24 protein-coding genes are annotated in these 20,249 nt (G+C 63.7%); 10 read left to right on the top strand and 14 right to left on the bottom strand.

The genetic code is table 11. From position 1 onward, the window contains the following. Nucleotides 1-2 precede the first annotated feature (2 nt). Nucleotides 3-458, top strand: coding sequence for a GNAT family N-acetyltransferase (locus CH273_RS15525; protein ID WP_032397361.1), 456 nt, complete (start codon nucleotides 3-5; stop codon nucleotides 456-458). A 52-nt stretch (nucleotides 459-510) separates the two neighbouring features. On the opposite strand, the gene CH273_RS27730 is transcribed toward CH273_RS15525, so the two are convergent. Together CH273_RS27730 and CH273_RS15520 are read right to left on the bottom strand one after the other, a co-directional pair. Further along, nucleotides 511-684, bottom strand: a complete 174-nt coding sequence (locus tag CH273_RS27730) for a hypothetical protein (protein ID WP_155290817.1) — start codon at nucleotides 682-684, stop codon at nucleotides 511-513. 49 nt (nucleotides 685-733) lie between these two features. Further along, on the bottom strand, nucleotides 734-1,171 hold the full coding sequence (locus tag CH273_RS15520; protein WP_032397362.1) for an Hsp20/alpha crystallin family protein: 438 nt from the start codon (nucleotides 1,169-1,171) through the stop codon (nucleotides 734-736). 228 nt (nucleotides 1,172-1,399) lie between these two features. On the opposite strand from CH273_RS15520, the gene CH273_RS15515 reads away from it, so the two are divergent. Both CH273_RS15515 and CH273_RS15510 read left to right on the top strand, forming a co-directional pair. Further along, entirely contained in the window at nucleotides 1,400-1,744 is a 345-nt protein-coding gene (locus CH273_RS15515; protein WP_032397064.1) for an ArsR/SmtB family transcription factor, read from the top strand. Beyond that, on the top strand, nucleotides 1,741-2,208 hold the full coding sequence (locus tag CH273_RS15510; protein WP_032397065.1) for an SRPBCC family protein: 468 nt from the start codon (nucleotides 1,741-1,743) through the stop codon (nucleotides 2,206-2,208). The genes CH273_RS15515 and CH273_RS15510 overlap by 4 nt, the downstream gene beginning before the upstream one ends. Nucleotide 2,209: 1 nt before the next feature. On the opposite strand, the gene CH273_RS15505 is transcribed toward CH273_RS15510, so the two are convergent. The 3 genes from CH273_RS15505 to CH273_RS15495 all read right to left on the bottom strand — a co-directional run bounded on the left by CH273_RS15505 (nucleotide 2,210) and on the right by CH273_RS15495 (nucleotide 4,860). Beyond that, nucleotides 2,210-3,229, bottom strand: coding sequence for a DUF5914 domain-containing protein (locus tag CH273_RS15505; protein WP_032397363.1), 1,020 nt, complete (start codon nucleotides 3,227-3,229; stop codon nucleotides 2,210-2,212). Between the two features lie 153 nt (nucleotides 3,230-3,382). Continuing rightward, nucleotides 3,383-4,528, bottom strand: coding sequence for an NAD(P)/FAD-dependent oxidoreductase (locus CH273_RS15500; protein WP_032397066.1), 1,146 nt, complete (start codon nucleotides 4,526-4,528; stop codon nucleotides 3,383-3,385). After that, on the bottom strand, nucleotides 4,525-4,860 hold the full coding sequence (locus CH273_RS15495) for a bifunctional 3-phenylpropionate/cinnamic acid dioxygenase ferredoxin subunit (RefSeq protein ID WP_179273657.1): 336 nt from the start codon (nucleotides 4,858-4,860) through the stop codon (nucleotides 4,525-4,527). Before CH273_RS15495 ends, CH273_RS15500 begins: the two co-directional genes overlap by 4 nt. A 177-nt stretch (nucleotides 4,861-5,037) precedes the next feature. Between CH273_RS15495 and CH273_RS15490 the strand changes: the two genes are divergently transcribed. From CH273_RS15490 to CH273_RS15480, 3 genes are read left to right on the top strand one after another with little or no spacing between them, the layout of a single operon-like run. Beyond that, on the top strand, nucleotides 5,038-7,470 hold the full coding sequence (locus CH273_RS15490; protein ID WP_032397067.1) for a GcvT family protein: 2,433 nt from the start codon (nucleotides 5,038-5,040) through the stop codon (nucleotides 7,468-7,470). Between the two features lies 1 nt (nucleotide 7,471). Beyond that, nucleotides 7,472-8,611: an N-methyl-L-tryptophan oxidase gene (solA, locus tag CH273_RS15485; RefSeq protein ID WP_032397068.1), complete on the top strand. Its 1,140-nt coding sequence runs from the start codon at nucleotides 7,472-7,474 to the stop codon at nucleotides 8,609-8,611. Then, a complete protein-coding gene (locus CH273_RS15480) occupies nucleotides 8,608-9,753 on the top strand; it encodes an aromatic ring-hydroxylating oxygenase subunit alpha (RefSeq protein WP_032397365.1) in 1,146 nt (381 codons plus the stop codon). Before solA ends, CH273_RS15480 begins: the two co-directional genes overlap by 4 nt. Here the strand turns inward: CH273_RS15480 and CH273_RS15475 are convergent. Genes CH273_RS15475 through CH273_RS15465 form a run of 3 tightly spaced genes read right to left on the bottom strand, consistent with a single transcriptional unit; the run spans nucleotide 9,727 to nucleotide 11,513 of the window. Then, nucleotides 9,727-10,488 (bottom strand): IclR family transcriptional regulator, encoded by a 762-nt coding sequence (locus tag CH273_RS15475; RefSeq protein WP_045200699.1) that lies wholly within the window; start codon nucleotides 10,486-10,488, stop codon nucleotides 9,727-9,729. The two genes, CH273_RS15480 and CH273_RS15475, sit on opposite strands and share 27 nt — an antisense overlap. Before the next feature lie 18 nt (nucleotides 10,489-10,506). Further along, nucleotides 10,507-10,818 (bottom strand): AzlD domain-containing protein, encoded by a 312-nt coding sequence (locus CH273_RS15470; RefSeq protein ID WP_032397070.1) that lies wholly within the window; start codon nucleotides 10,816-10,818, stop codon nucleotides 10,507-10,509. After that, entirely contained in the window at nucleotides 10,815-11,513 is a 699-nt protein-coding gene (locus CH273_RS15465; RefSeq protein WP_032397071.1) for an AzlC family ABC transporter permease, read from the bottom strand. Before CH273_RS15465 ends, CH273_RS15470 begins: the two co-directional genes overlap by 4 nt. A 66-nt stretch (nucleotides 11,514-11,579) precedes the next feature. Here CH273_RS15465 and CH273_RS15460 point away from each other — a divergent pair, with 66 nt between their 5' ends. Then, nucleotides 11,580-12,137 (top strand): helix-turn-helix domain-containing protein, encoded by a 558-nt coding sequence (locus CH273_RS15460; protein WP_032397072.1) that lies wholly within the window; start codon nucleotides 11,580-11,582, stop codon nucleotides 12,135-12,137. A gap of 166 nt (nucleotides 12,138-12,303) precedes the next feature. After that, nucleotides 12,304-13,131 (top strand): SDR family oxidoreductase, encoded by an 828-nt coding sequence (locus CH273_RS15455; RefSeq protein WP_032397073.1) that lies wholly within the window; start codon nucleotides 12,304-12,306, stop codon nucleotides 13,129-13,131. 1 nt (nucleotide 13,132) lies between these two features. Here CH273_RS15455 and CH273_RS15450 read toward each other — a convergent pair whose 3' ends face one another. From CH273_RS15450 to CH273_RS15435, 4 genes are all read right to left on the bottom strand, one after another. Next, nucleotides 13,133-13,741 (bottom strand): response regulator, encoded by a 609-nt coding sequence (locus CH273_RS15450; protein WP_032397074.1) that lies wholly within the window; start codon nucleotides 13,739-13,741, stop codon nucleotides 13,133-13,135. Then, nucleotides 13,738-14,883: a sensor histidine kinase gene (locus tag CH273_RS15445; protein WP_143546243.1), complete on the bottom strand. Its 1,146-nt coding sequence runs from the start codon at nucleotides 14,881-14,883 to the stop codon at nucleotides 13,738-13,740. Before CH273_RS15445 ends, CH273_RS15450 begins: the two co-directional genes overlap by 4 nt. A 74-nt stretch (nucleotides 14,884-14,957) precedes the next feature. After that, nucleotides 14,958-15,740, bottom strand: a complete 783-nt coding sequence (locus tag CH273_RS15440; protein ID WP_032397076.1) for an ABC transporter permease — start codon at nucleotides 15,738-15,740, stop codon at nucleotides 14,958-14,960. 9 nt (nucleotides 15,741-15,749) lie between these two features. After that, the gene (locus tag CH273_RS15435) at nucleotides 15,750-16,697 is read right to left on the bottom strand and encodes an ABC transporter ATP-binding protein (RefSeq protein WP_082322600.1); all 948 of its coding nucleotides are present in this window, start codon (nucleotides 16,695-16,697) and stop codon (nucleotides 15,750-15,752) included. Between the two features lie 279 nt (nucleotides 16,698-16,976). Between CH273_RS15435 and CH273_RS15430 the strand changes: the two genes are divergently transcribed. After that, the gene (locus tag CH273_RS15430; protein ID WP_032397077.1) at nucleotides 16,977-17,492 is read left to right on the top strand and encodes a GNAT family N-acetyltransferase; all 516 of its coding nucleotides are present in this window, start codon (nucleotides 16,977-16,979) and stop codon (nucleotides 17,490-17,492) included. Here CH273_RS15430 and CH273_RS15425 read toward each other — a convergent pair. Together CH273_RS15425 and CH273_RS15420 are read right to left on the bottom strand one after the other, a co-directional pair. After that, nucleotides 17,489-17,875, bottom strand: a complete 387-nt coding sequence (locus CH273_RS15425) for a hypothetical protein (protein WP_032397078.1) — start codon at nucleotides 17,873-17,875, stop codon at nucleotides 17,489-17,491. The two genes, CH273_RS15430 and CH273_RS15425, sit on opposite strands and share 4 nt — an antisense overlap. A 28-nt stretch (nucleotides 17,876-17,903) precedes the next feature. Further along, the gene (locus tag CH273_RS15420) at nucleotides 17,904-18,464 is read right to left on the bottom strand and encodes a DUF3558 family protein (RefSeq protein WP_230596966.1); all 561 of its coding nucleotides are present in this window, start codon (nucleotides 18,462-18,464) and stop codon (nucleotides 17,904-17,906) included. Between the two features lie 463 nt (nucleotides 18,465-18,927). Here CH273_RS15420 and CH273_RS15415 point away from each other — a divergent pair, with 463 nt between their 5' ends. Continuing rightward, a complete protein-coding gene (locus tag CH273_RS15415; RefSeq protein WP_032397080.1) occupies nucleotides 18,928-20,184 on the top strand; it encodes a reverse transcriptase family protein in 1,257 nt (418 codons plus the stop codon). Nucleotides 20,185-20,249 lie beyond the last annotated feature (65 nt).

Raw genomic sequence — 20,249 nt, 5'->3', positions numbered from 1 at the left:
GCATGCGGATCGAGGTCGACGATCTGTCGCGTCCGCAGGTGCAGGCGCTGCTCACCGAGCATCTCGCGGACATGAACGCCACCTCGCCTGCCGAGAGTGTGCATGCCCTGGATCTGTCGGGTCTGCGTGCGTCCGACGTCTGCGTGTGGACGGCTTGGGATGCCGACACACTGTGCGGTATCGCAGCGCTGAAGGAGCTCACCCCGGATCATGGCGAGCTGAAGTCGATGCGGACCACGGGGGCGGCGAGGGGGCAGGGTGTCGCCTCGCGCCTGCTCGTGCATGTTCTCGACGATGCGCGTCGACGTGGGTACGGGCGGGTGAGCCTGGAAACGGGAACCCAAGACTACTTCGCTGCGGCACGCAGGCTGTATGTGCGCCACGGATTCGTCGAGTGCCCGCCGTTCGGGGACTACGTGCTCGATCCATCGAGCACGTTCTTCTCGTTGTCTCTGTAGAGGTCCCGATGACGGAGGGCCGGCACCGAGTATTCGGTACCGGCCCTTCTCGTCACGCTGCTTGCTGTGTGTGCGGGTAGAGATCGTCGTCGAGAGGCTCGGCTCGACACTGATCGAGCACATCCGCCGTCGAGCATTCCCTGATGCTCGTCTCGACACCCACCACCGTGCGCCACCACTGCTCACGGTCGGCCGATTCCGTCCACACCACCGCCTCGGATGGCATAGTGCATCACCCCAATGGTTTTCGTGATCTGTCGGCTGTCCGTTTCGGGTCAGGTCGATTCGTGTTCGATGGACTTCTGCTCGGCGTGTGCGATGTCGATCTTGCGTGGTTTCGCGCGTTCGGCGAGGGGAATGGTGATGGACAGAACGCCGTTGTCGTACGCCGCGGAGATGCGCTCGGTATCGACGCCGTCACCCAGCGAGACCTGGCGGCGGAACGTGCCGGCGAATCGCTCCGAGGTAATCCACTGCACCCCTGTGTTTTCCGGAGCGGATCGATGAGCGGTGAGCGTCAACGTACCGCGGTCGACGTCGACATCGATCGATCCGGGGTCGATGCCGGGAAGATCGGCACTGAGCACGTAGTGGTCGTCGACTTTGTAGAGGTCCATCGGCATGAATCGCGGGGCGCGGTCCGAACCGGAAGAGGCACCCAGCATGGCCGAGGTGAGGGAATCGACATCACGGAACGGATCGAAACGAAGCACAGCAACCACCTCCTGTACCCAGATGCGCTCACCCCTGTGGCGAGTCGCTCCTCAACTGTGCAGATCAGAAATTAGCACTCTGACCCTTCGAGTGCCAAGGGGTTTTCTGGAGGTTCTCAGAAATTTTTCAGATCCAATAGTGCTGTGCCGCAGCATGGGTCGTGATCAGAGAAGTCGGTTTCGATACTTAGCTCTTGCGCTAAATATGACTGGGGGATAGTGTGCCTTATGGCTCAGTATTCGACCGTTCTCGATGATGTGTTTCAGGCACTGGCCGACCCGACCCGGCGGGCAGTGTTGAGCCGGTTGAGCTCCGGACCGGCCACGGTGGGCGAACTTGCCGAACCGTTCGACATGACTCTGCCGTCGTTCATGAAACACATTCATCTGCTCGAGCGCAGTGGCTGGATTCGCACGCGCAAGGTGGGCCGTGTTCGTGCATGCACGATCGAGCGAGCCAACCTGGACGTGGCCGATCACTGGCTACGCGAGCAACGAGCCGTCTGGGAATCCCGCACCGATCGCCTCGAACAGTTCGTCACCGACACCGCGAAAGAAAGTGAAGCGCAATGACATCGATCGATCCTTCCCTCGACCTGACCATTTCACGCGTGATCAAGGCTCCACGCGCAGGAGTGTGGAGTGCGTGGATCGACCCGTCGAAATTCGAGAGGTGGTGGATCCCTGCGCCTGCTCTGTGCCGGGTGGACGGCTGGGACCCGCGACCGGGTGGAGCCTTCCGGACCCTCATCAGCGAATCCGGTGGCGACTTCGCTCCGCACATCGACGGCTGCTTCCTCGCCGTCGACGACGGTGAGCGCATCGTGTTCACCAACTCCCTCGTCGAAGGGTGGCGGCCGGCACCGCAGCTGTTCATGACCGCGGTGATCACCCTGTCCGACCACCCCGACGGAACCCAGTACAACGCCCACGTGATGCACCGCAACGAAGAAGACCGAAAGATGCACGAGGAGTACGGCTTCCACGACGGCTGGGGTACCGTCATCGCGCAACTCGCCCAGTTCGTCGAAGGCTAGATCAAGCCCGGCCCTGCGAACGCAGCTCGTAGCGTCGCTCGGCGTAGTCGAGATCGTCCTTCCACAACCGTGCAGCGGTGAAGTTCATCGCCGGTCGCAGGAGACCGGACGCCTTGCGCGCCATCTGGAATCCCGGTCGATCCGAACTTGCGATCGTGGCTTCGATGACGGCGGTACGCGGTGTGCCGTCGGGCGCGGGGGCCAACGGCGTCGCATGGGTTTCGACGACGCTGCCCGCGCCCTCACCGTCGAGGATGCGCATCACGATGGTGCGGGGACCGGGGCAGACGAACTCGGCCCGCACCGGCACACCGATGCCACGACTGACGCGGAAGGTCACATCGACGAGAAAGCGATCGTCCTCCTCGGGCACATCGATGTCGGTGGGCGCGCTGACCACCTTCAGCCGTGCGAACGAGTACGGGTGGAACCACGCACCGTGCCAGGGGTCGAGTCGATTGGCGATGATGTCGTCGGGCTCGCACTTGCCGACGAGAGTGACCACACCGGCGATGGCAGTCGAAGCAGGCGGGCGGATCGGAACCACGGGGACGGGCGTCGGCTCCTCACCACCGAGCTCGTCGAGCCGAACCCACACCAGAACCCCGTCGTCGAACGCGGGCACCGGACGCCAACCGGGCTTGCCCTTCGGCCCGAGAGCAAGACCGTGCCAGCGGCAGACCAATGTGTCGCATTCGATCTTCGCGGTATCCAACGCAGCGCCCAGATGCGGGCACGCACCCGGCCCGATGTGCACCTTGCCCGCAGAGTCCCGCCAGGCCACCAATTCGGTGGTGCCGACATACCTGCCGAACGGCTTGTCGGCCTTGACGTCACGACTGGCAGCGAACACGAACCAATTGCCCGAGGTCCGCGTCTTCGCACGCTTCAAAGCAGACTCGATGACCTGCGGATTCGCACCCTTCCAAGTGGGCTCCTGCTTGGCCCACGACTCCGACGGCAGCGGCTGCAGCGGCATCGTCTTCGGCCACCGTCGTCGTACTGCATCCAGCGCGGTCATTGCTGCTCCCAAAGTCGACAATCGATTCCCGTGTTCGATCACCATTGTTGCCGTTGGTGGGTACTCAATGTGACATTCGGTGGCCTTTTCGGGGGTCAATGTCACATCGAGTGGACCTAGGGGGTGCCGTCGGCGGAGGGAAACAGGGAACGGTCAGGTCATCAGGGTCGAGGTATCGACCACCTGACGGCGCCATTTGCCGAAGGATCGCGGTGAGGACACCGCGAGAACGGCGACCGGGCGGTCGTTGTGTCGGTAGAGAGCGACGAAGGGCCCGGTGGTGGGGTCGCCCTCGACGATGTCGGCGATGCAGTCGGGTCCGTGATGTCCGGCGAACTGGATTCGCGCGGCGTATTGGTCGGACCACACGTACGGCAGTCCGGTGAACCCCTTGGACCCACCGGTCAGCAGTGCCTCGACGGCGACGGCAGGACGTGTGGCGGCGGAGGTCCAGTGTTCGTCGCGGCGAATCACCCCGGCGGCATCTCGCACTGCAGCGCAGTCCCCGACGGCGACGACGGCTGGGTTGGAGGTGATGCCGCGGTGATCGGTCACCACTCCGCCGTGGATGTCCAGGCCGGATCCGTCGAGCCAGCCGACGTTCGGCGTCGAACCGACGCCGAGGACGACCACGTCGGACTCGATCATCGAACCGTCCGCCAATTCCACCGCACGTACCCGGCCCGCCTGGACGACGAATGCGGCTACCGATACTCCGGTCAGCAGTGCCGCACCGGCGTTGCGGTGCCACCCGGCGATGAGTGAGCCCAGCTCACTGCCGAACACGCGAGCGAGCGGAGTCTCCGAGGCTTCGACGACGGTCACCGAAGCGCCCATTCCCACTGCAGTGGAGGCGACTTCGCTGCCGATGAACCCGGCTCCGACCACCGTGACCCGAACTCCCGACGACAGCGAAGACCGCAGTGCACGCGCATCGTCCAGGCTGCGCAGCACATGAATTCCGTCGATCCCGACGGTGCCGGGGAGCCGGCACGGCGCAGCTCCGGTTGCGATCACCACCGCGTCGGCACCGATATCACCGGATGCGGTCGAGACCGTGGTTCCCGACAGGCCGGTGGCCGCACAACCGAGACGCCACTCGACGTCCAGACCGTCGATGTCGAGTGGCAGTGCGGATTCGTCACCGAGAAGGAAACTCTTGGACAGTGGCGGTCGGTCGTACGGTAGGTGCACTTCGTCGCCGATCATCGTGATGCGGCCGTCGAAACCCTGATCGCGCAGTGCGCGGGCTGCGGCCACCCCGGCGAGCGAGGCTCCGACCACGGTCACCGACTTCACGGAGTGACCGCGATGCGGATGACTCCGTCCTCGACGTGTACGGCGTGCGTACGTACGGGGATCTTCGCGGGTGCGCCCAGTGCCGCTCCGGTGCGTAGGTCGAAACATGCTGTGTGGAGCGGGCATTCGACGGCGCAGTCCTCCACCCAGCCTTCGGACAATGAGGCGTCCTGGTGGGTGCAGGTGTCGTCGATGGCGAAGAACTCACCTTCGACGTTGAAGATCGCGATCGGTGGTGCGCCGGCCGGGGTGATGCGCAGGGCCTCGCCGTCGGGGAGATCCTCGGCGCGACCGACGTCGAGCAGGACGCGGGTGGAGAACGTTGCGGTCATGGTCGGGCCTCCGGGGACCTGAGGGTGTGCAGTGCTCGTGTTGTACCCAGCGTGGGATCACCCCGTTGCGGCGATGGAACGCTCGAGTTTCGATCGTGTGAATCTGTTGCGCTATACGAAGTGCAGTTCGTATTGTGCAACTAAATCAACTCGACGTACACCCCTTAGGAGCGTGTCATGTCCTCGAGCATCCCGAGGGTTGTGATCGTCGGTGCCGGAATCGTCGGCTGCAGCCTCGCCGACGAACTCACCGCACGTGGCTGGACGGACGTGACCGTCCTGGACAAGGGCCCGCTACCGCTCACCGGAGGTTCCACCTCGCATGCGCCGGGCCTGGTGTTCGCCACCAATTCGTCCCGATCGATGTCGCGCTTCGCGGCCTACACGGCCGCCAAGTTCAAGAGCCTCGATTGCTTCCTCGACGTCGGTGGCCTCGAGGTGGCAACGACGCCCGAGCGCGTCGACGAACTGCATCGACGCCACGGCTTCGCCAGCTCCTGGGGACTGACCTCGGAGGTGGTGGACGCCGAACGCTGTCTCGAGCTGTACCCCCTGCTCGATCGCGGCCGGGTACTCGCCGGCCTGCACACCCCGGACGACGGACTGGCCAAGGCCGTCAAGGCCAGCTCGACGCAGGCCGAGCTGGCCACTGCGCGCGGGGCGCGATTCATCGGCGGCATGAACGTCACGTCGATCGACCGGAGCAACGGTCGAGTCACGGCCGTGCGGGCGGGCGATCACACCTTCGAGGCCGATATCGTCGTCTGCTGCGCCGGATTCTGGGGGCCGGAGCTGGGCGAGCTTCTCGGTATGACGGTGCCGCTACAGCCCCTGGCGCATCAGTACGCGCACACGACCGAGTTGGACCTGCCGTCGCGTCGAGCTCGTACCGAAGCGGTTCTGCCCATCCTCCGTCATCAGGACGAGCGGCTCTACTACCGCGAACACGGCGATCACCTGGGAATAGGCTCGTACCACCACCGTCCCATGCCCGTCGATTCTCGCGAACTCGGTTCCAGTGAGAACGTGACCGCGCAGAACATGCCGTCGTCGATGCCGTTCACCGAAGCCGATTTCGCCGACGCCTGGCAGCGCAGCACCGAGCTCCTTCCCACGCTCGAACACGCGAAAATACAACACGCGTTCAACGGCATCTTCTCCTTCACACCCGACGGCGCACCGATCGTCGGAGAATCACGAGAAGTGCAGGGGTTCTGGGTCTCCGAGGCGATCTGGGTGACGCATTCTGCCGGCGTCGCGAAATCGCTCGCCGAGCAGATGATCACCGGGCACAGCGAGATCGACATGCACGAGTGCGACCTCTACCGATTCGAGAAGACCGACCTGGTGCAGTCGAACGTGGCGCGCACCAGTGCGCAGAACTTCGTCGAGGTGTACGACATCATCCATCCACTGCAGCCCAAGGTTGAACCGAGGCCGCTGAGAGTGAGCCCGTTCTACGGTCGTCAGCAGGAGCTCGGCGCGATGTTCCTCGACGGTGCCGGCTGGGAGCGACCGCACTGGTACGAGTCGAACAGCGTTCTGCTCGAACAACTTCCGGAACAGTGGCAGGCGCCGAAGCGAGAGCCGTGGTCGGCGAAGTTCTGGTCACCGATCAGCGCCGTCGAGGCCTGGCGCACCCGCGAGGCGGTGGCGATGTACGACATGACGCCGCTGCGACGCCTCGAGGTCGGCGGACCCGGTGCGCTCGCGCTGCTGCAGAAGTTGACGACCAACCAGCTCGACAAGAAGGTCGGCAGCGTCACCTACGCACTGATGCTGGACGCGACCGGTGGTGTTCGCAGCGATGTGACCGTCGCCCGAGTTGCCGAGGATCGGTTCCAAGTGGGAGTGAACGGTCCGCTCGACGAGGACTGGATGCTGCGTCATGCCGGCAGTGACGTGTACGTTCGCGACATCACCGGTGCCACTGCCTGTATCGGGCTCTGGGGACCGTTGGCGCGGAAGGTGCTGGCTCCGCTCACCTCGGCCGACATCTCGCACACAGGGCTGAAGTATTTCAACGGTAGGACCATTCATGTCGGCGGGGTCGACGTCCTGGCGCTGCGACTGTCGTACGTCGGAGAGCTCGGCTGGGAGCTGTACGCCGATGCCGATACAGCACTGCGCCTGTGGGACACCCTGTGGGAGGCCGGGCAGGCGCACGGCGTCGTGGCCGCAGGACGGAGTGCGTTCAACAGCCTCCGACTGGAGAAGGGCTACCGGTCGTGGGGCACCGACATGACCACCGAACACGATCCGTATCAGGCGGGCCTCGGCTTCGCGGTGCGAAAAGCCAAGGGTGACTTCGTCGGAGCCTCGGCGCTGCACGAAGGAGGCGACGGCCCGGTGCTGACCTGCCTGACGTTGGACGACCCGTCTCACGTGGTGATGGGTAAGGAACCGGTACTGCGCGACGGCACCGTGGTCGGGTACGTGACCAGCGCCGCGTACGGATACACGGTCGGCAAGACTGTGGCCTACGCCTGGCTACCGGCAGGGCTGCAACCCGGTGATCATGTTGCAGTGCAGTACTTCCGAGACCTACTACCCGCGACTGTCATGGCCGAACCGCTGGTGGATCCCGACATGAACAAGATCAGGTGTTGATATGACGTATGACGTGATCGTCCTCGGTATCGGCGGCATGGGTAGCGCCGCCGCCTGTCACCTCGCCCGACGCGGGCAGCGGGTGCTGGGTATCGACCAATTCGGACCGGCGCATGCGCTGGGATCGAGTCACGGCGGCTCCCGCATCTACCGGCAGTCGTACTTCGAGGACCCGGCCTACGTGCCGTTGCTCCTGCGCGCGTACGAACTGTGGCACGACCTCGCCGCGGACAGTGGGCGCGATGTGTTCACCGAAACCGGTGGCCTCTATGTGGGAAGGCCCGACGGGCTCACGTTCGGCGGAAGCCTGCGGGCGTCGGAGAAGTGGGGCCTGAAGCACGACGTACTCGACCCTGCCGAGGCGCAGCGACGCTTCCCGACGGTCCGACTCAGGTCCGACGAGTTCGCCCTCTTCGAGGAGAAGGCGGGCATCGCGCGACCGGAGACGACGGTGGCCGCACATCTCGATCTCGCCGAGGCTGCCGGTGCCGAACTGCGCTACGACGAGAAGGTGCTCGGTTGGGAATCCACCGACTCCTCGGTGACCGTGACCACGGTGGCCGGAACGTACACCGCTGGAGCACTGGTCATTTCACCGGGAGCGTGGGCACCGCAGCTGTTGGCCGAGATCGGCGTACCGCTGGTGGTCGAACGGCAGGTGATGCACTGGGTCACCCCGGAATCGGGCGAAGCGGCCTTCGACAGCTCGCACCACCCCGTCTACATCTGCGGGGACGGGCCGGATCAGATCTACGGCTTTCCGGCCATCGACGGGGACGGCGGCGGTGTGAAGATCTCGTTCTTCCGCGCCGGGACACCGTGTGATCCCGACACCATCGACCGCACAGTGCATCCCGAAGAGATCGCTCGACTGCAGGAGCGCATCGTCACCACGTTCCCGGCGCTGTCGGGACCACACCTGGATGCGAGGACCTGCATGTACACCACGACGCCGGACGAGCATTTCGTACTGGCGAAGCATCCGGACCACGCCAATGTCACTGTGGCGTGCGGGTTCTCGGGCCACGGGTTCAAGTTCGTTCCCGTCATCGGAGAAGTTCTGGCCGACCTCGCGATCGACGGGGCCACGTCACACCCGATAGCGCTGTTCGACCCGGCGAGATGCGCGGTGTCGGCATGACCATGGTCGATCCCGAACTGCAGCCCACTCTGCTCCCGACGTTGGGCGGCGAAACGTACGTCGATCCAGCATATTTCGTTCGCGAGCAGGAGCAGATCTTCGAGCAGATGTGGTTCTGCGCCGTCAGATCGGACGACATCACAGAGCCCGGAAAATTCCGCACGGTTCAGGTCGGTCGAGAGTCGATCCTGGTCAGCCGCAATCGGAAGGGCGGCGTGACCGCGTTCTTCAACATCTGCCGACATCGCGGCGCGACTCTGTGCACCGAGGCGTCGGGCACGGTGCGTCGAAACTTTCAATGCCCCTATCACGCATGGACGTACGATCTCGACGGCAAGCTGATCGCAGCTCCGAACCTGATCGATATGCCGATGATCGATCGGGTGGAGTACGGGCTCCGGAAGGTGCATGTCCGGGAATGGCTCGGATACGTCTGGGTGTGCGTTGCCGAGGAGGCCCCGTCGTTCGAGGACACGGTGCAGGGCGACGTCCGCGAACGACTCGGAGGTGTGGGTGCCATCGATTCGTACGACATGGAATCACTCGCCCTCGGGCGCCGGATCGTCTACGACGTCAAGGCCAACTGGAAGCTCATCGTCGAGAACTTCATGGAGTGCTACCACTGCGCCACGATTCATCCCGAGCTCACCGAGGTGCTACCCGAGTTCGCCGACGGCATGGCAGCACAGACGTACGTGGGGCACGGTGCAGAGTTCGGCAGTGACATAGCCGGCTTCACCGTCGACGGCTCCCACGGATTCGACGCCCTCGACGGGGTAGGGGAGGATCGGGATCGACGGTACTACGCCATCACGATCAGGCCGACGGTGTTCGTCAACCTGGTTCCCGACCACGTCATCATCCATCGCATGTTCCCGATGTCCGTCGATCGAACGGTCGTCGAATGCGATTGGCTCTATGCCCCTGCAGTCGTGGCAGATCCGCACAGCGCGGCGACGATGGACAAGAGTGTGGAGCTGTTCCATCGCGTCAACGAGCAGGACTTCGAGGCGTGCGAGCGGTGCCAGCCGGCGATGTCGTCACGGATGTATCGCGACGGCGGCGTGCTGGTGCCGGCGGAGCATCACATCAGGGCGTTTCACGACTGGGTCGGATCACGCTTGGCCGGACCAACCCAATAGCGTCGAGACGCGCTGTGCAGCAGCGAGAACGGACACCCCTGCCGCGGTGAGGCGGTCCTCGTCCAGTCGGTAGGCGGGGCCCGAGACGGTGATCGCACCCACCGCGGAGCCGTCGTAGCTGAGGATGGTGGCCGCTGTCGCGTTCAGTCCGATCTCCAACTCCTCGCGCGCGTAGGCGATTCCGGTGGACCGGACCGTCTCGATCTCGTCGAGCAGATCGGTCTTGGTGGTGATGGTGTTGGCGGTGAACAGTTCGAGATGACCGTCGACTCCGGCCTTCAGAAGCGAGTCGTCGTACGCCATCAGTGCTTTCCCGCTGGACGTCGCATGCAGAGCAGATCTCTCACCGAGCCAGTTGTGACTGATGATCGACGAACCGCCGCGGACCTGATCGATATTGACGGTGACGTTGCCGTCCGGCACAGCGATGTTGACGGTCTCGCCGATGGTGTCGGCGAGTTCCTGCAGGATCGGTCGGGCGATGCGGGTGATGTCGAGTTGCGCGGATACCGACGTGGCGAGGCGGATCAAACCGATGCCGAGGCGATATTTGCCGCGCTCGCCTGGTTGTTCGACGAGTCGGCGAAACTCCAGTGCGCTGAGCAGGCGAAACGCCGTGGACTTGTGCACTTCGAGGTGCGCCGCAACGTCCTGCACGCCGGATTCACCGTGGTCGGCAAGGTATTCGAGCACCTCGATCGCGCGATCGACGGACTGAACAGGGGACTCGGACACCAACCCAGTGTTGCAGACTCAGGCGACGCCGACCCATCGAAGCCCCGCAGTGGTGGCGGCTGCGGCGAGAACGATGACCACGAACGGCGCTCGTCGCCAGGCGAGTACGGCAGCGACAGCTACTCCTGCGGGTAACGCGAATCCGGCGAAGTCCTTGCCTACGAGGAGCGTCGAGGTGGCGACCAGTGCCACGAAGATGGCGGCGACTGCGGTGGTCATCACCTTGTCCATGCGAGGGGAGATGGTGACTCGGGTTCGGAGTGCCGGGCCGGCGATGCGGAGGGCGTAGGTGCCGATGATCAACGCGAGCAGGGGAATCGTGAGGTTCATGCGGATTCCTTCTGTGCGGCAGGGGTATTGGAGAACATGGCCGGTACGACGGCGATCAGTGCCAGGAGAACGGGTAGTCCGCTGGGCAGGAACATCGACGCGACGAGCGCAATGCACGCTCCGGCGAGGGCTGCGTTGCGGGTTGCCCGGTCTCGGAGCGCAGGCATGATCAGTCCCAGCAGAATGGCCGGGAATGCGGCATCGAGACCGAGTGCGGCGGTATCGCTGATCGCTCCACCGCCAAGGGTGCCGATCGCCACGCCGATGTTCCAGGTGACGAACAGTCCGATCCCGCACACCCAGAACGCTGTTCGACGGCTGCCCTCGTCGTGTTCGGCCACGCTGAAGGCCACTGCCTCGTCGGTGATGAGGTGAGTGCCGAGTAGCCGCTTCAGTGGTGCGACGTTCCGAAACACCTCGCCGATGGAGAAGCCGAGCGGAACCAGTCGGATGTTGGCGAGCAACGCGCTGGCCACAGCGGCAACGGGATTTCCCCCGGCCGCCAGAATTCCGACGAAGATGAACTGGGACGAGCCCGCGAAGACCACCAGTGACATCACGACCGGAAGCCACAGTGGCAGGCCCGCGGCTACGGAGATGGCACCGAACGATGCCCCGACCAAGGCGTCGGCCAAGCAGACCAACGCAATGTCGCGGATGTTGACCCCCTGCAGGGTTCGCCATGTCGAACGCATGGTCGTTATAGTGGACCCTGTTAGTCTGTTCGTCAAATCAAACGGACGTACCGATGGAGTGAACGAATGGCGGATACCGGTCCACCGATTGCGGCCATCGCTGCCGCTCTCCAGCAGGAGCGACGACGCGTCGGCCTGTCTCTCGCAGAAGTCGCCCGCCGTGCCGGCATCGCCAAATCGACTTTGTCGCAACTGGAATCGGGTACCGGAAATCCGAGCCTGGAGACTCTGTGGGCACTCAGCGTCACGCTGGACGTGCCGTTCTCCAGGCTGGTCGAGCCCGCGAAGCAGTCGGTCCGCCTGATCCGTGCGGGGGAGGGGCCGAGATTCGCGTCGGACAGAGCGGACTACACGGCCACCCTGCTGGCGTCGTCTCCGCCGAACGCCCGCCGAGACATCTACTTGATCAGCGCGGACGTCGGCGAACCTAGGCGTTCGGATCCGCATTCGCCGGGTGTCGTCGAGCACGTGGTGCTCAGCGCGGGACGAGCCATGGTCGGGCCGCTCGGCGAGGCCGTCGAGCTGGCTCCGGGCGATTACGTGGCCTACCCCGGCGATGTGCCGCATATCTTCGAAGCGTTGGAGCCGAACACCATGGCAGTGATGATCACCGAACACAGCTGACGGGTGGGGAATAGTCGGCGGGGGTGTCTCGTTGGAACCCCTGACGGCGTCCGCTTGGCAAGCCCCGGGCCTCACCCCATTTGTCGCTTCGAGCGACCACTCGCCGAGAGGCGTTTGCAGCGGGCGTCGTCCCTACTTCTGTCCGTGCAGCGAAGGGACGAGATTCATGGCAGCGAAGACATGGTTCATCACCGGCACCTCCAAGGGCTTCGGCCGTGAGTGGACTATCGCCGCGCTCGAGCGCGGCGACCGGGTCGCAGCAACTGCCCGCAACACCGACACGTTGAAGGATCTTGTCGAGCAATACGGCGACGCCATCCTGCCGATCGAACTGGACGTGAACGATCGCGCGGCCGACTTCGCGGCTGTGCAGCAGGCCCACGACAAGTTCGGTTCGCTCGACATCGTCATCAACAACGCCGGCTACGGCCAGTTCGGCATGATCGAGGAACTCTCCGAGGAAGATGCCCGCGCGCAGATCGAGACCAACGTCTTCGGCGCGCTGTGGGTGACGCAGGCGGCCCTGCCGTTCATGCGTGAGCAGGGGAGTGGCCACATCCTGCAGGTGTCGTCCATCGGCGGAATCTCCGCATTCCCGAACGTCGGTGCGTACCACGCCTCCAAGTGGGCCCTCGAAGGATTCAGTCAGGCACTGGCGCAGGAGGTCGAGGACTTCGGCATCCACGTGACGCTGATCGAGCCGGGTGGGTTCTCCACCGACTGGTCCGGCCCGTCTGCCAAGAAGTCCACCGACATCTCCGCGTACGACCCGATTCGGGAGAAGGCTGCGAAGCTGCGCAGTGCCCGGCAGGCAACTCCCGGTGATCCGAGCGCGACACGGTCGGCACTGCTCAAGGTCGTCGACGCCGAAAAGCCGCCACTGCGAGTCTTTTTCGGCGATGCACCACTGCAGATCGCGACGAAGGACTACGAGTCGCGACTGGCCAACTGGCGCGAATGGCAGCCCGTGGCCGTCGAAGCACACGGAGGCTGATCTAAAGCCACCCGTTCTCACGTGCGGACTTGATCGCTTCGAGTCGGCTGCTCGAGTCCAACTTGGTGATGATGCTCGAGAGATAGTTGCGCACGGTTCCAGGGCTGAGGAACAAGCGTTCGCCGATCTGCTTGGTGGACAACCCTTGATCGACGAGCCGCAACACGTCGAGTTCGCGCTCTCGCAACGGATTCGGCCCAGCGCGCAATGCTTCGGCGGCAAGCGCCGGATCGATGACGGTGTGCTTGGAATGCACAGCTTTGATGCCGGCGAAGAGATGCACTGCGTCTGTGCTCTTGAGCAGATACCCATTCGCACCCGCGGCGAGGGCGTCGTGCACATGCCCGCTGCCGGGTAGGGCGGTGAGCAACAGAACTGGTGTGCGGTTGTCCGCCGCTCGAAGGGCCGCTGTCGCCTGGATGCCCGTAATCCCGGGCATATCGATGTCCATCAGAATGACGTCGGGCTGGAGCCTGGTGGTGGCCTCGCAGACCTCGTCGCCTCGGGACACTCGTCCGACCACCTCGATGTCCGGGTCGGTGGACAACAACACCTCGAAGGCTTCGGCCAGTAGAGCGACGTCCTCGGCAAGCAGCACGGTGATCGTCATACGTCTGCCTTTGCCCTCGGGATGGTGGCCACGACTCGAAACTCGGTACCCGCTGCCGTCTTACCGGCTATGAATCTGCCTCCGACGTCTTCCACCTGACGGGTCAGTGCGGCGATCCCGGTTCCCGTACCTGCGTCGGTCTCCTCACGGGTGACGCCGTCATTGGTGAACTCGAAGACGTCGCAGTCCTTCTCGGCGGTAACTCGAACGGCGCATCTGCGTGGGTGAGCATGCTTGAGCATGTTGGTGGACGATTCACGAACGACCGCGGCGAAGACACGATCGACGTCGCTGCCCGGCGGGGCTTCCACCGAGGTGAAGCACTCGATGCCCAGCCGGGCACACATCGCTTCGACGGCTGCCAGCTCCGACACGAAGTCGTCGAGGATGGGTCCGCTGGTAATCCTCCTCAGATCGGCCTGACCACTGTTGAGAACGTCGTGCACATGCCCGAGCTGCTCGCGGGCCTTCTCCGGCTGATTCTCGAACATCTGCAGTGCAGCCTGATTGCGTAGCTGCGCGGTCACCAGAGTGCGACCGATGACGTCATGTAAATCCCGCGAAATCCTATGTCGCTCAGCATCGACGAGCAGGCGCGCGACCTGCTCCCGTGACGCGTGCAGTGCGTCGAGTGCGCGAGCAAGTTCGGTGAGTGCAACCAGCACGATGGTCACGCCGAGTGTGAACAGCGTGATGATGAATACCAGCAGAGGATCATCCCGGTCCACGTCGACGGTGACGACCGTCGCGATTACGAGTAACCCACCGACGACCGTTGGTGCCCAACGCCCGCGAACCAGCATCGACGCGATTGCCACCGACATCGCGTACATCTCCCACACCTCGGATATCGGGACCACGATGATGCCGAGCGGAATGGCGATCCATGCCGCAATCTTCAGCCGGGAATCGACGCGTCCCACTACGAACATGCGCTGCATCAACACCATGACTACCGCAACGAAGACGACCATCGACGCTGCCAGCAGCGCGAGCCCGTAACCGATGGTTTCTCGATGATTGAACACGGTGGTCAGGGAAATGAAAGTGAACAATGCGGCGACGAACCAACTTGCAGCGAACGCGACCAACGCGCTGGGGAACCGCTCGTCGCGTCGGGCATCGGTTTTCTGCGTGGTCACTGCTGTCACTTTCTCCGGGTGAGGAACCCACACTATGAACGACGCCCAGGCGCTGGGCAACCGTGACCTGTATGTCACTGGCGGCCGGTCGCCCCAGCGAATCGGCGGACGGCGGCGAAGGAAAATCCGAAAAACCAGGCTGCGACGTTGATGAGGGCACCTGCGAGCGAGGCGTGCGATCCGTCGAGGTTGTAGCCGTCGGTCAGCGCGTAGCGGGCCAACGTCGCCACACCGTAGAGCGGTGTCACCTGTGCGATTGCGAGCATGCCGCCCGAGAGCGGGATGAAGATGTTGCCCAGGAAGGCGAGGCCGGTCATGACGACGCCTGGAACGTGGGTCACGACCTCGGGTGGCAGCAGCATCCCCAGCACCAGGCCGAGAGCAGAGAAGATGGCAGATCCGACCCAGGCGACTCCGAGGCCGGTGATCCAGACGATCGCGTCGGCGCGGGCTCCGGTGAGTGCTCCGAGGAGGCCGACCACGATGACCGGGATGGCCGCGTACACCTGGCAGGCGATGATGCGCGATGCGACGTAGCCGCCGGCACCCAAGGGCGACAGGCGAATTGTCCGCAGCCAGCCGTTGGCCTTCTCGTTCGAGATGCCCGCGGCCCGCGAGATGGTGCCGATCGACGCACCGTAGACGGCGATTCCGATCATCATCCAGGCCTGAAAGTTGCCGTGCGGCAGGTCGACTCCGGCGCTGGGTTCCACGACGCGGAACAGGGCGAGGTAGAGCACGGCGGGCAGCGCGACGGTGAAGATCAGATTCTGTGGGGTGATCTGCCTACGGATGTCGTGTAGTACGAACGTGGGGTGTAGTCCGCGGCGGGGGCGTAGTGAGGTCATAGTGGTCATCGGATGTCCTCAGTTCTGGTGAGTGCGGTCGGTCAGCGCGGAGAATGCTTCGTCGAGTGAGGCCGACACGATCGCGATATCTGTCGCGGAGGTCGACGTGCTCAGTGCGCGCACCACGGGGTCGGTATCGGTGCACACGAAGCGGAACCGGCCGTTGGCGAGTTCCTGTAGCCGCGAGCCGGACTGCGCTGCAACGAATTCGGCCTCGGAGCGTGGCAGGTTGGCGTCGACGGTCCGATTGGAGACGGTGGCCTTGATCTGGGCCACCGTGCCGTCGGCGACGAGGGCACCGTCGACGATGACGACGATTCGATCGGCGAAGTCCTGCGCCTCTTCGAGGTAGTGGGTGGCGAACATGACGGTGGTGCCGGTGGCTGCCTGCGCACGCATCGCCTGCCAGAAGTGTTTGCGGGCAGTGACATCCATACCGGCGGTCGGCTCGTCGAGCAGCAGCAGTTCGGGGTTCGAGAGGAGCGCGAGAGCGAACCGCACCTTTTGCTGTTCGCCACCAGAGCATTTCGATACGCGTCGATTCACCAGTTCACCGAGTCCGGCGCGGGTGATCGCGGCGGCAGGATCGGCCCCGATGTACAGCGAGCCCATCATCGCGACCAGGGCGCCGACAGTGACGTCCGGCAACAGTCCACCGGACTGCAGTACCGCGGCGCTGCGTCCTGTCGACGCGGCGGTCAGCGGATCGGTGCCGAGCACCTCGATGGTGCCGCCGTCCGGTTCGGTGAGTCCGAGGATCATGTCGATCGTCGTGCTCTTGCCTGCGCCGTTCGGCCCGAGAAACGCCACAACCTGCCCGCGGGGAATCGAGAGGTTCAACTCGCGAACGGCGCGGAACTTCGAGCCCGTGGAGTCGCTGAACGACTTGTGGACACCGGTGGCGTGTACCGCGAGTGCTGTCTCGGTACCCACCGCCTCGGTGCGAGTCGAATTCTGCGTGATCATTGCAATTCCCTTCGCTCTTTCGTCTGTGGATCTTCAGCCGTGTTCCTCGGCGACACATCAGACTCTCCACCTCGGAGAAAGCGCAGGTCAACGCCAATTGCCAGGTCGTTTCGGGCGTCATGGCGAACTGCTGACAACTGTCATGTGCAATTACGGACCAGGTGTCACGTAAGTGGCCCGATGCTGGGATTCACGCCCCTCGTGGGGATTCACACCGCCTGGAGCGGGCGTGAATGACGATGAAGGGCGTGGATTGGGTAGTGGACTTATCGTGGCGGAATGGAATTCGGATTCGCCGCGGGTTCGTATACGGTCCGCGAGGTAGAGGGCAGCGATGGTCCTGAGGACTTCCTGGCGGTGTTCAACAGCAATCCCGAGTTCCTCGACGCGAGTACGTTGCACACCGGTGTCACCGCATTCACCACGGAGGATGTCGAGAAGTTCCTGTGGCACAACACGGTTATGGAGAACTCCCATTGTTTGGTGATTCGTGTAGCAGAACGAATCGTGGGAGTGGTGACGTTGCTTGTTCCGCATCCGCGCGAGGGACAGCCATGGGTGGGGAGTCTGATCGTCGACGCGGACGAGGGCCACGATTATGTGGCGAATCCGGTGCTGGCGGAGCTCGAGCGCAGGCTTGCGGCGCAGGGGTGGACCCATGTGTTCGTGGGTCCGATGGTCAGCATGGTCGAGAGCATCGGATGGTGGCGTTCACTCGGCTATCTGCCGGTCGAACGGCGACTGGACAACGACAAACGCGAGGTCGAAGTCCATCGAAAAGTGTTGCGCTGCTAGCTTCCCGGAGCGAGTGCGGTGATGTTGGCCGACGTCTGAGTGTCGGTAGCTTCGGTCTCGTCGAAGTAGCGCCGAAAGAGCATCCGCATTGATTCGATGACCTCGATGTGCTGCTGAAGAATCACGTCGAGTGATCGATCGGTGCCGGTGGCCTTCCTGAGGAATCTATCGCGCAGGTCTTGGGCGGACTTCAAGTCGCCCCAGTCTTGGAACTCGCCCAGCTGGACGGCATTACGTTTCATGTCGCTGAGATGTGCGATGTAGGCGACACACGCTGCATCGCATTTGGCAGCGACTTCGGCAGGAATTGTGATCGTGCCGGCGTCGGCTTGGGCGTTGAGTTCATGCCAGTGAGCGATGAGGTTCGGCTGTGGACTTGTCATGAATTCGGCACCCTTCGGTCGGTGATGACTAGCGCGGAAGCTCGGAATCCAGGGAGGCGACCACTGTGTTGAGCTCCGTACACGGGTCGTAAGGAGGATTGCGGACCGTGGCATCAGTGATAATTGTTGCCCTGATCAATTGGATGCCCTCGGTGAAAGCAACGCCGCAGTTCAGAGATGCGTCGGCACCGACCTGCTGATACTGGGTTGCGTCGCGGGTACCCACGCGCACGGGCTGAAGCCGATCGAAGGTAGCGGGGTCGTTGATGTAGTCGATGCCTTCGAGTCCGACGAATATCGAAAAGTAGTACTTGTTGCTTGGCGGTTGATCTTCCCACCCACAGATCTTGAATCCGTATTGATCCCGCCCGAAGACTCCCGATTCCTTGGTGTCCACGTTCAATCCCGCTCGTTCGATGGCCTCGTCGGGGATGGTGCAGGGGTCCCAGGGCGTCGGCGCGGGGTTGGTCGTACTGGCCGCCCCACTCGATGTGGCGTCGGCGACGGCGTCATCATCGGTGGTGTTCGAGCAGCCCGCGGCGATCACCAGCACCGCCATCGCCGGCATCCATCGTCGTGCCCTACGCATTGCCTCACCCATTTCTCGCGGACGTCTACGTCCTTGGACGCGGCCCGGCTCTTGTCGGTTCCAGTACCTTCGCTGCGAACCTCGGCGTTCGGAATCGCAGTTGATCGGCGGGTAGTCGCGCGCGGTGGACGCTGGTGAACCAGCAGATTCGGCCGCAGATCTCCGACCTCATGGGCGAAGTCGAGTCTCTTCTTCCGTGACGGTCCTGCGGGCAACGCACTGACAGATCTGCGTCCCTTTGGCATGGTGGAGGGATGCAGCGGCGCGTGGGCGAGAGTTGGTCCACGGGACCGGTCTCAGGGGTAACCCCTGGGTACATCACGAGAATCGAGCACTGCGTCCGAAGCTGGTCTGCACGCTCCGCGTGCTTGGCAGCTCCGAGGACGAAAGATTTCGGTCGCCCCGCGCCGTTGCATGTCACGGCGTCGAATTCCACGGCACTGCATCCGATCGACGACCGCCTGTGACCGAACGCGAATTGACCCCACAGGCGGCCGCGACGCTGGCGCGCCTGGCTGCGGACGCCGAGTGGACGCGATCCGGACTCGCGGAGGCGTTCGAGCCACTCGTCCCGGCCAAAGCGACGTGGTTGGCGGATCGGGTCATCAATCTGTATCCGAGTCCGCCGTTCGACGAGGCATCGATCTTCGTTCTGCTGCGTGACCTTCCGTTCATTCCGGAGCCGTCGGTGTCGTCACAGAGACCGACGCGCAACAGTGACAAGCCCTGGCGGTTCGAGGTACCGCGGTACGAGACCACCGGTCAGCTCGCGCGGTCGCTGGACCTGACGATCTCCGAAATCGAATGGTTCGCCGATCTGCAGGGCAGGCTTCGCACTGCGCCGTTCCCGTTGCAGCACTATCGATCTGCACGGCTCGACAAGCGACAGGGCATCCGACTGCTCGAGGTGCCGAAGCCACGTCTACGGGAAATTCAACGAAAAATACTGCGCCGCATCCTCGATCGGATCCCGGCTCATCCGGCGGCGCACGGCTTCGCGAAAGCGCGCAGTCCGCGTACATTCGCGATGCCGCATTCCGAACGCGACGTGGTGATCTCGGTGGATCTTCGACGCTTCTTTCCGTCCATCGGATTCGATCGAGTGGTCGCGATCTTCGAGGCCGTGGGATATCCGCGGACAGTCGCGGCGAATCTCGCCGCGCTCTGTACCACGGTGACCCCGGCACGTGAGTTGGTCGGCGTGGACCGTCCCACGGCGGCGCGGCTTCGCGCCATCCACCTGCCGCAGGGAGCGCCTACGTCACCTGCGTTGGCGAATCTGGCTGCGCGACAACTCGATATCCGAGCCACCGGGCTTGCCCGGTCCGTCGGTGCCCGCTACAGCCGATACGCCGACGATCTGGCGTTCTCCGGTGGGCCAGACCTCGACGTGGACAGACTGCTGTGGTTGATTTCTCAGATCGCCCACGACGAAGGCTTTCTAATTCATCCGGACAAGACCAGGGTCAGGCGCGCTCATCAGCGACAACAGCTCACCGGACTCGTCGTCAACTCGTGGCCGGCGGTGCCCCGAGAGGAGTACGACACTCTCCGGGCACTGCTGCACAACTGCATCGCCAGCGGCCCATCCGAGCAGAATCGGCATCACCACAGCGACTTTCGGGCGCATGTCTACGGGCGAATTGCCCGAATCGGCGAGACGAACGAGACGCGTCGAGCTAAGCTGCTGAGCATGGCGTCCCGGGTGAATTGGGATTGAAACGGCGAATCGGCTCCTCGGATTCGGATTCCATCCTCTGATCGCAGTCGGAAATCCAGAACTGA

It is taken from the genome of Rhodococcus sp. 05-339-2, assembly GCF_002258965.1.
Lineage (GTDB): Bacteria > Actinomycetota > Actinomycetes > Mycobacteriales > Mycobacteriaceae > Rhodococcoides.
The sequence above is the reverse complement of the archived record's forward strand: the minus strand, read 5'-3'. Positions and strand labels throughout refer to the sequence as shown.

Coding starts and splice junctions, on each gene's coding strand:
- CH273_RS15525 (WP_032397361.1), top strand. CDS start 3: ATGCGGATCGAGGTCGACGATCTGTCGCGTCCGCAGGTGCAGGCGCTG.
- CH273_RS27730 (WP_155290817.1), bottom strand. CDS start 684: ATGCCATCCGAGGCGGTGGTGTGGACGGAATCGGCCGACCGTGAGCAG.
- CH273_RS15515 (WP_032397064.1), top strand. CDS start 1,400: ATGGCTCAGTATTCGACCGTTCTCGATGATGTGTTTCAGGCACTGGCC.
- CH273_RS15510 (WP_032397065.1), top strand. CDS start 1,741: ATGACATCGATCGATCCTTCCCTCGACCTGACCATTTCACGCGTGATC.
- CH273_RS15505 (WP_032397363.1), bottom strand. CDS start 3,229: ATGACCGCGCTGGATGCAGTACGACGACGGTGGCCGAAGACGATGCCG.
- CH273_RS15495 (WP_179273657.1), bottom strand. CDS start 4,860: ATGACCGCAACGTTCTCCACCCGCGTCCTGCTCGACGTCGGTCGCGCC.
- CH273_RS15490 (WP_032397067.1), top strand. CDS start 5,038: ATGTCCTCGAGCATCCCGAGGGTTGTGATCGTCGGTGCCGGAATCGTC.
- solA (WP_032397068.1), top strand. CDS start 7,472: ATGACGTATGACGTGATCGTCCTCGGTATCGGCGGCATGGGTAGCGCC.
- CH273_RS15480 (WP_032397365.1), top strand. CDS start 8,608: ATGACCATGGTCGATCCCGAACTGCAGCCCACTCTGCTCCCGACGTTG.
- CH273_RS15470 (WP_032397070.1), bottom strand. CDS start 10,818: ATGAACCTCACGATTCCCCTGCTCGCGTTGATCATCGGCACCTACGCC.
- CH273_RS15465 (WP_032397071.1), bottom strand. CDS start 11,513: ATGCGTTCGACATGGCGAACCCTGCAGGGGGTCAACATCCGCGACATT.
- CH273_RS15460 (WP_032397072.1), top strand. CDS start 11,580: ATGGCGGATACCGGTCCACCGATTGCGGCCATCGCTGCCGCTCTCCAG.
- CH273_RS15455 (WP_032397073.1), top strand. CDS start 12,304: ATGGCAGCGAAGACATGGTTCATCACCGGCACCTCCAAGGGCTTCGGC.
- CH273_RS15450 (WP_032397074.1), bottom strand. CDS start 13,741: ATGACGATCACCGTGCTGCTTGCCGAGGACGTCGCTCTACTGGCCGAA.
- CH273_RS15440 (WP_032397076.1), bottom strand. CDS start 15,740: ATGACCACTATGACCTCACTACGCCCCCGCCGCGGACTACACCCCACG.
- CH273_RS15435 (WP_082322600.1), bottom strand. CDS start 16,697: ATGATCACGCAGAATTCGACTCGCACCGAGGCGGTGGGTACCGAGACA.
- CH273_RS15430 (WP_032397077.1), top strand. CDS start 16,977: ATGGAATTCGGATTCGCCGCGGGTTCGTATACGGTCCGCGAGGTAGAG.
- CH273_RS15425 (WP_032397078.1), bottom strand. CDS start 17,875: ATGACAAGTCCACAGCCGAACCTCATCGCTCACTGGCATGAACTCAAC.
- CH273_RS15420 (WP_230596966.1), bottom strand. CDS start 18,464: ATGCGTAGGGCACGACGATGGATGCCGGCGATGGCGGTGCTGGTGATC.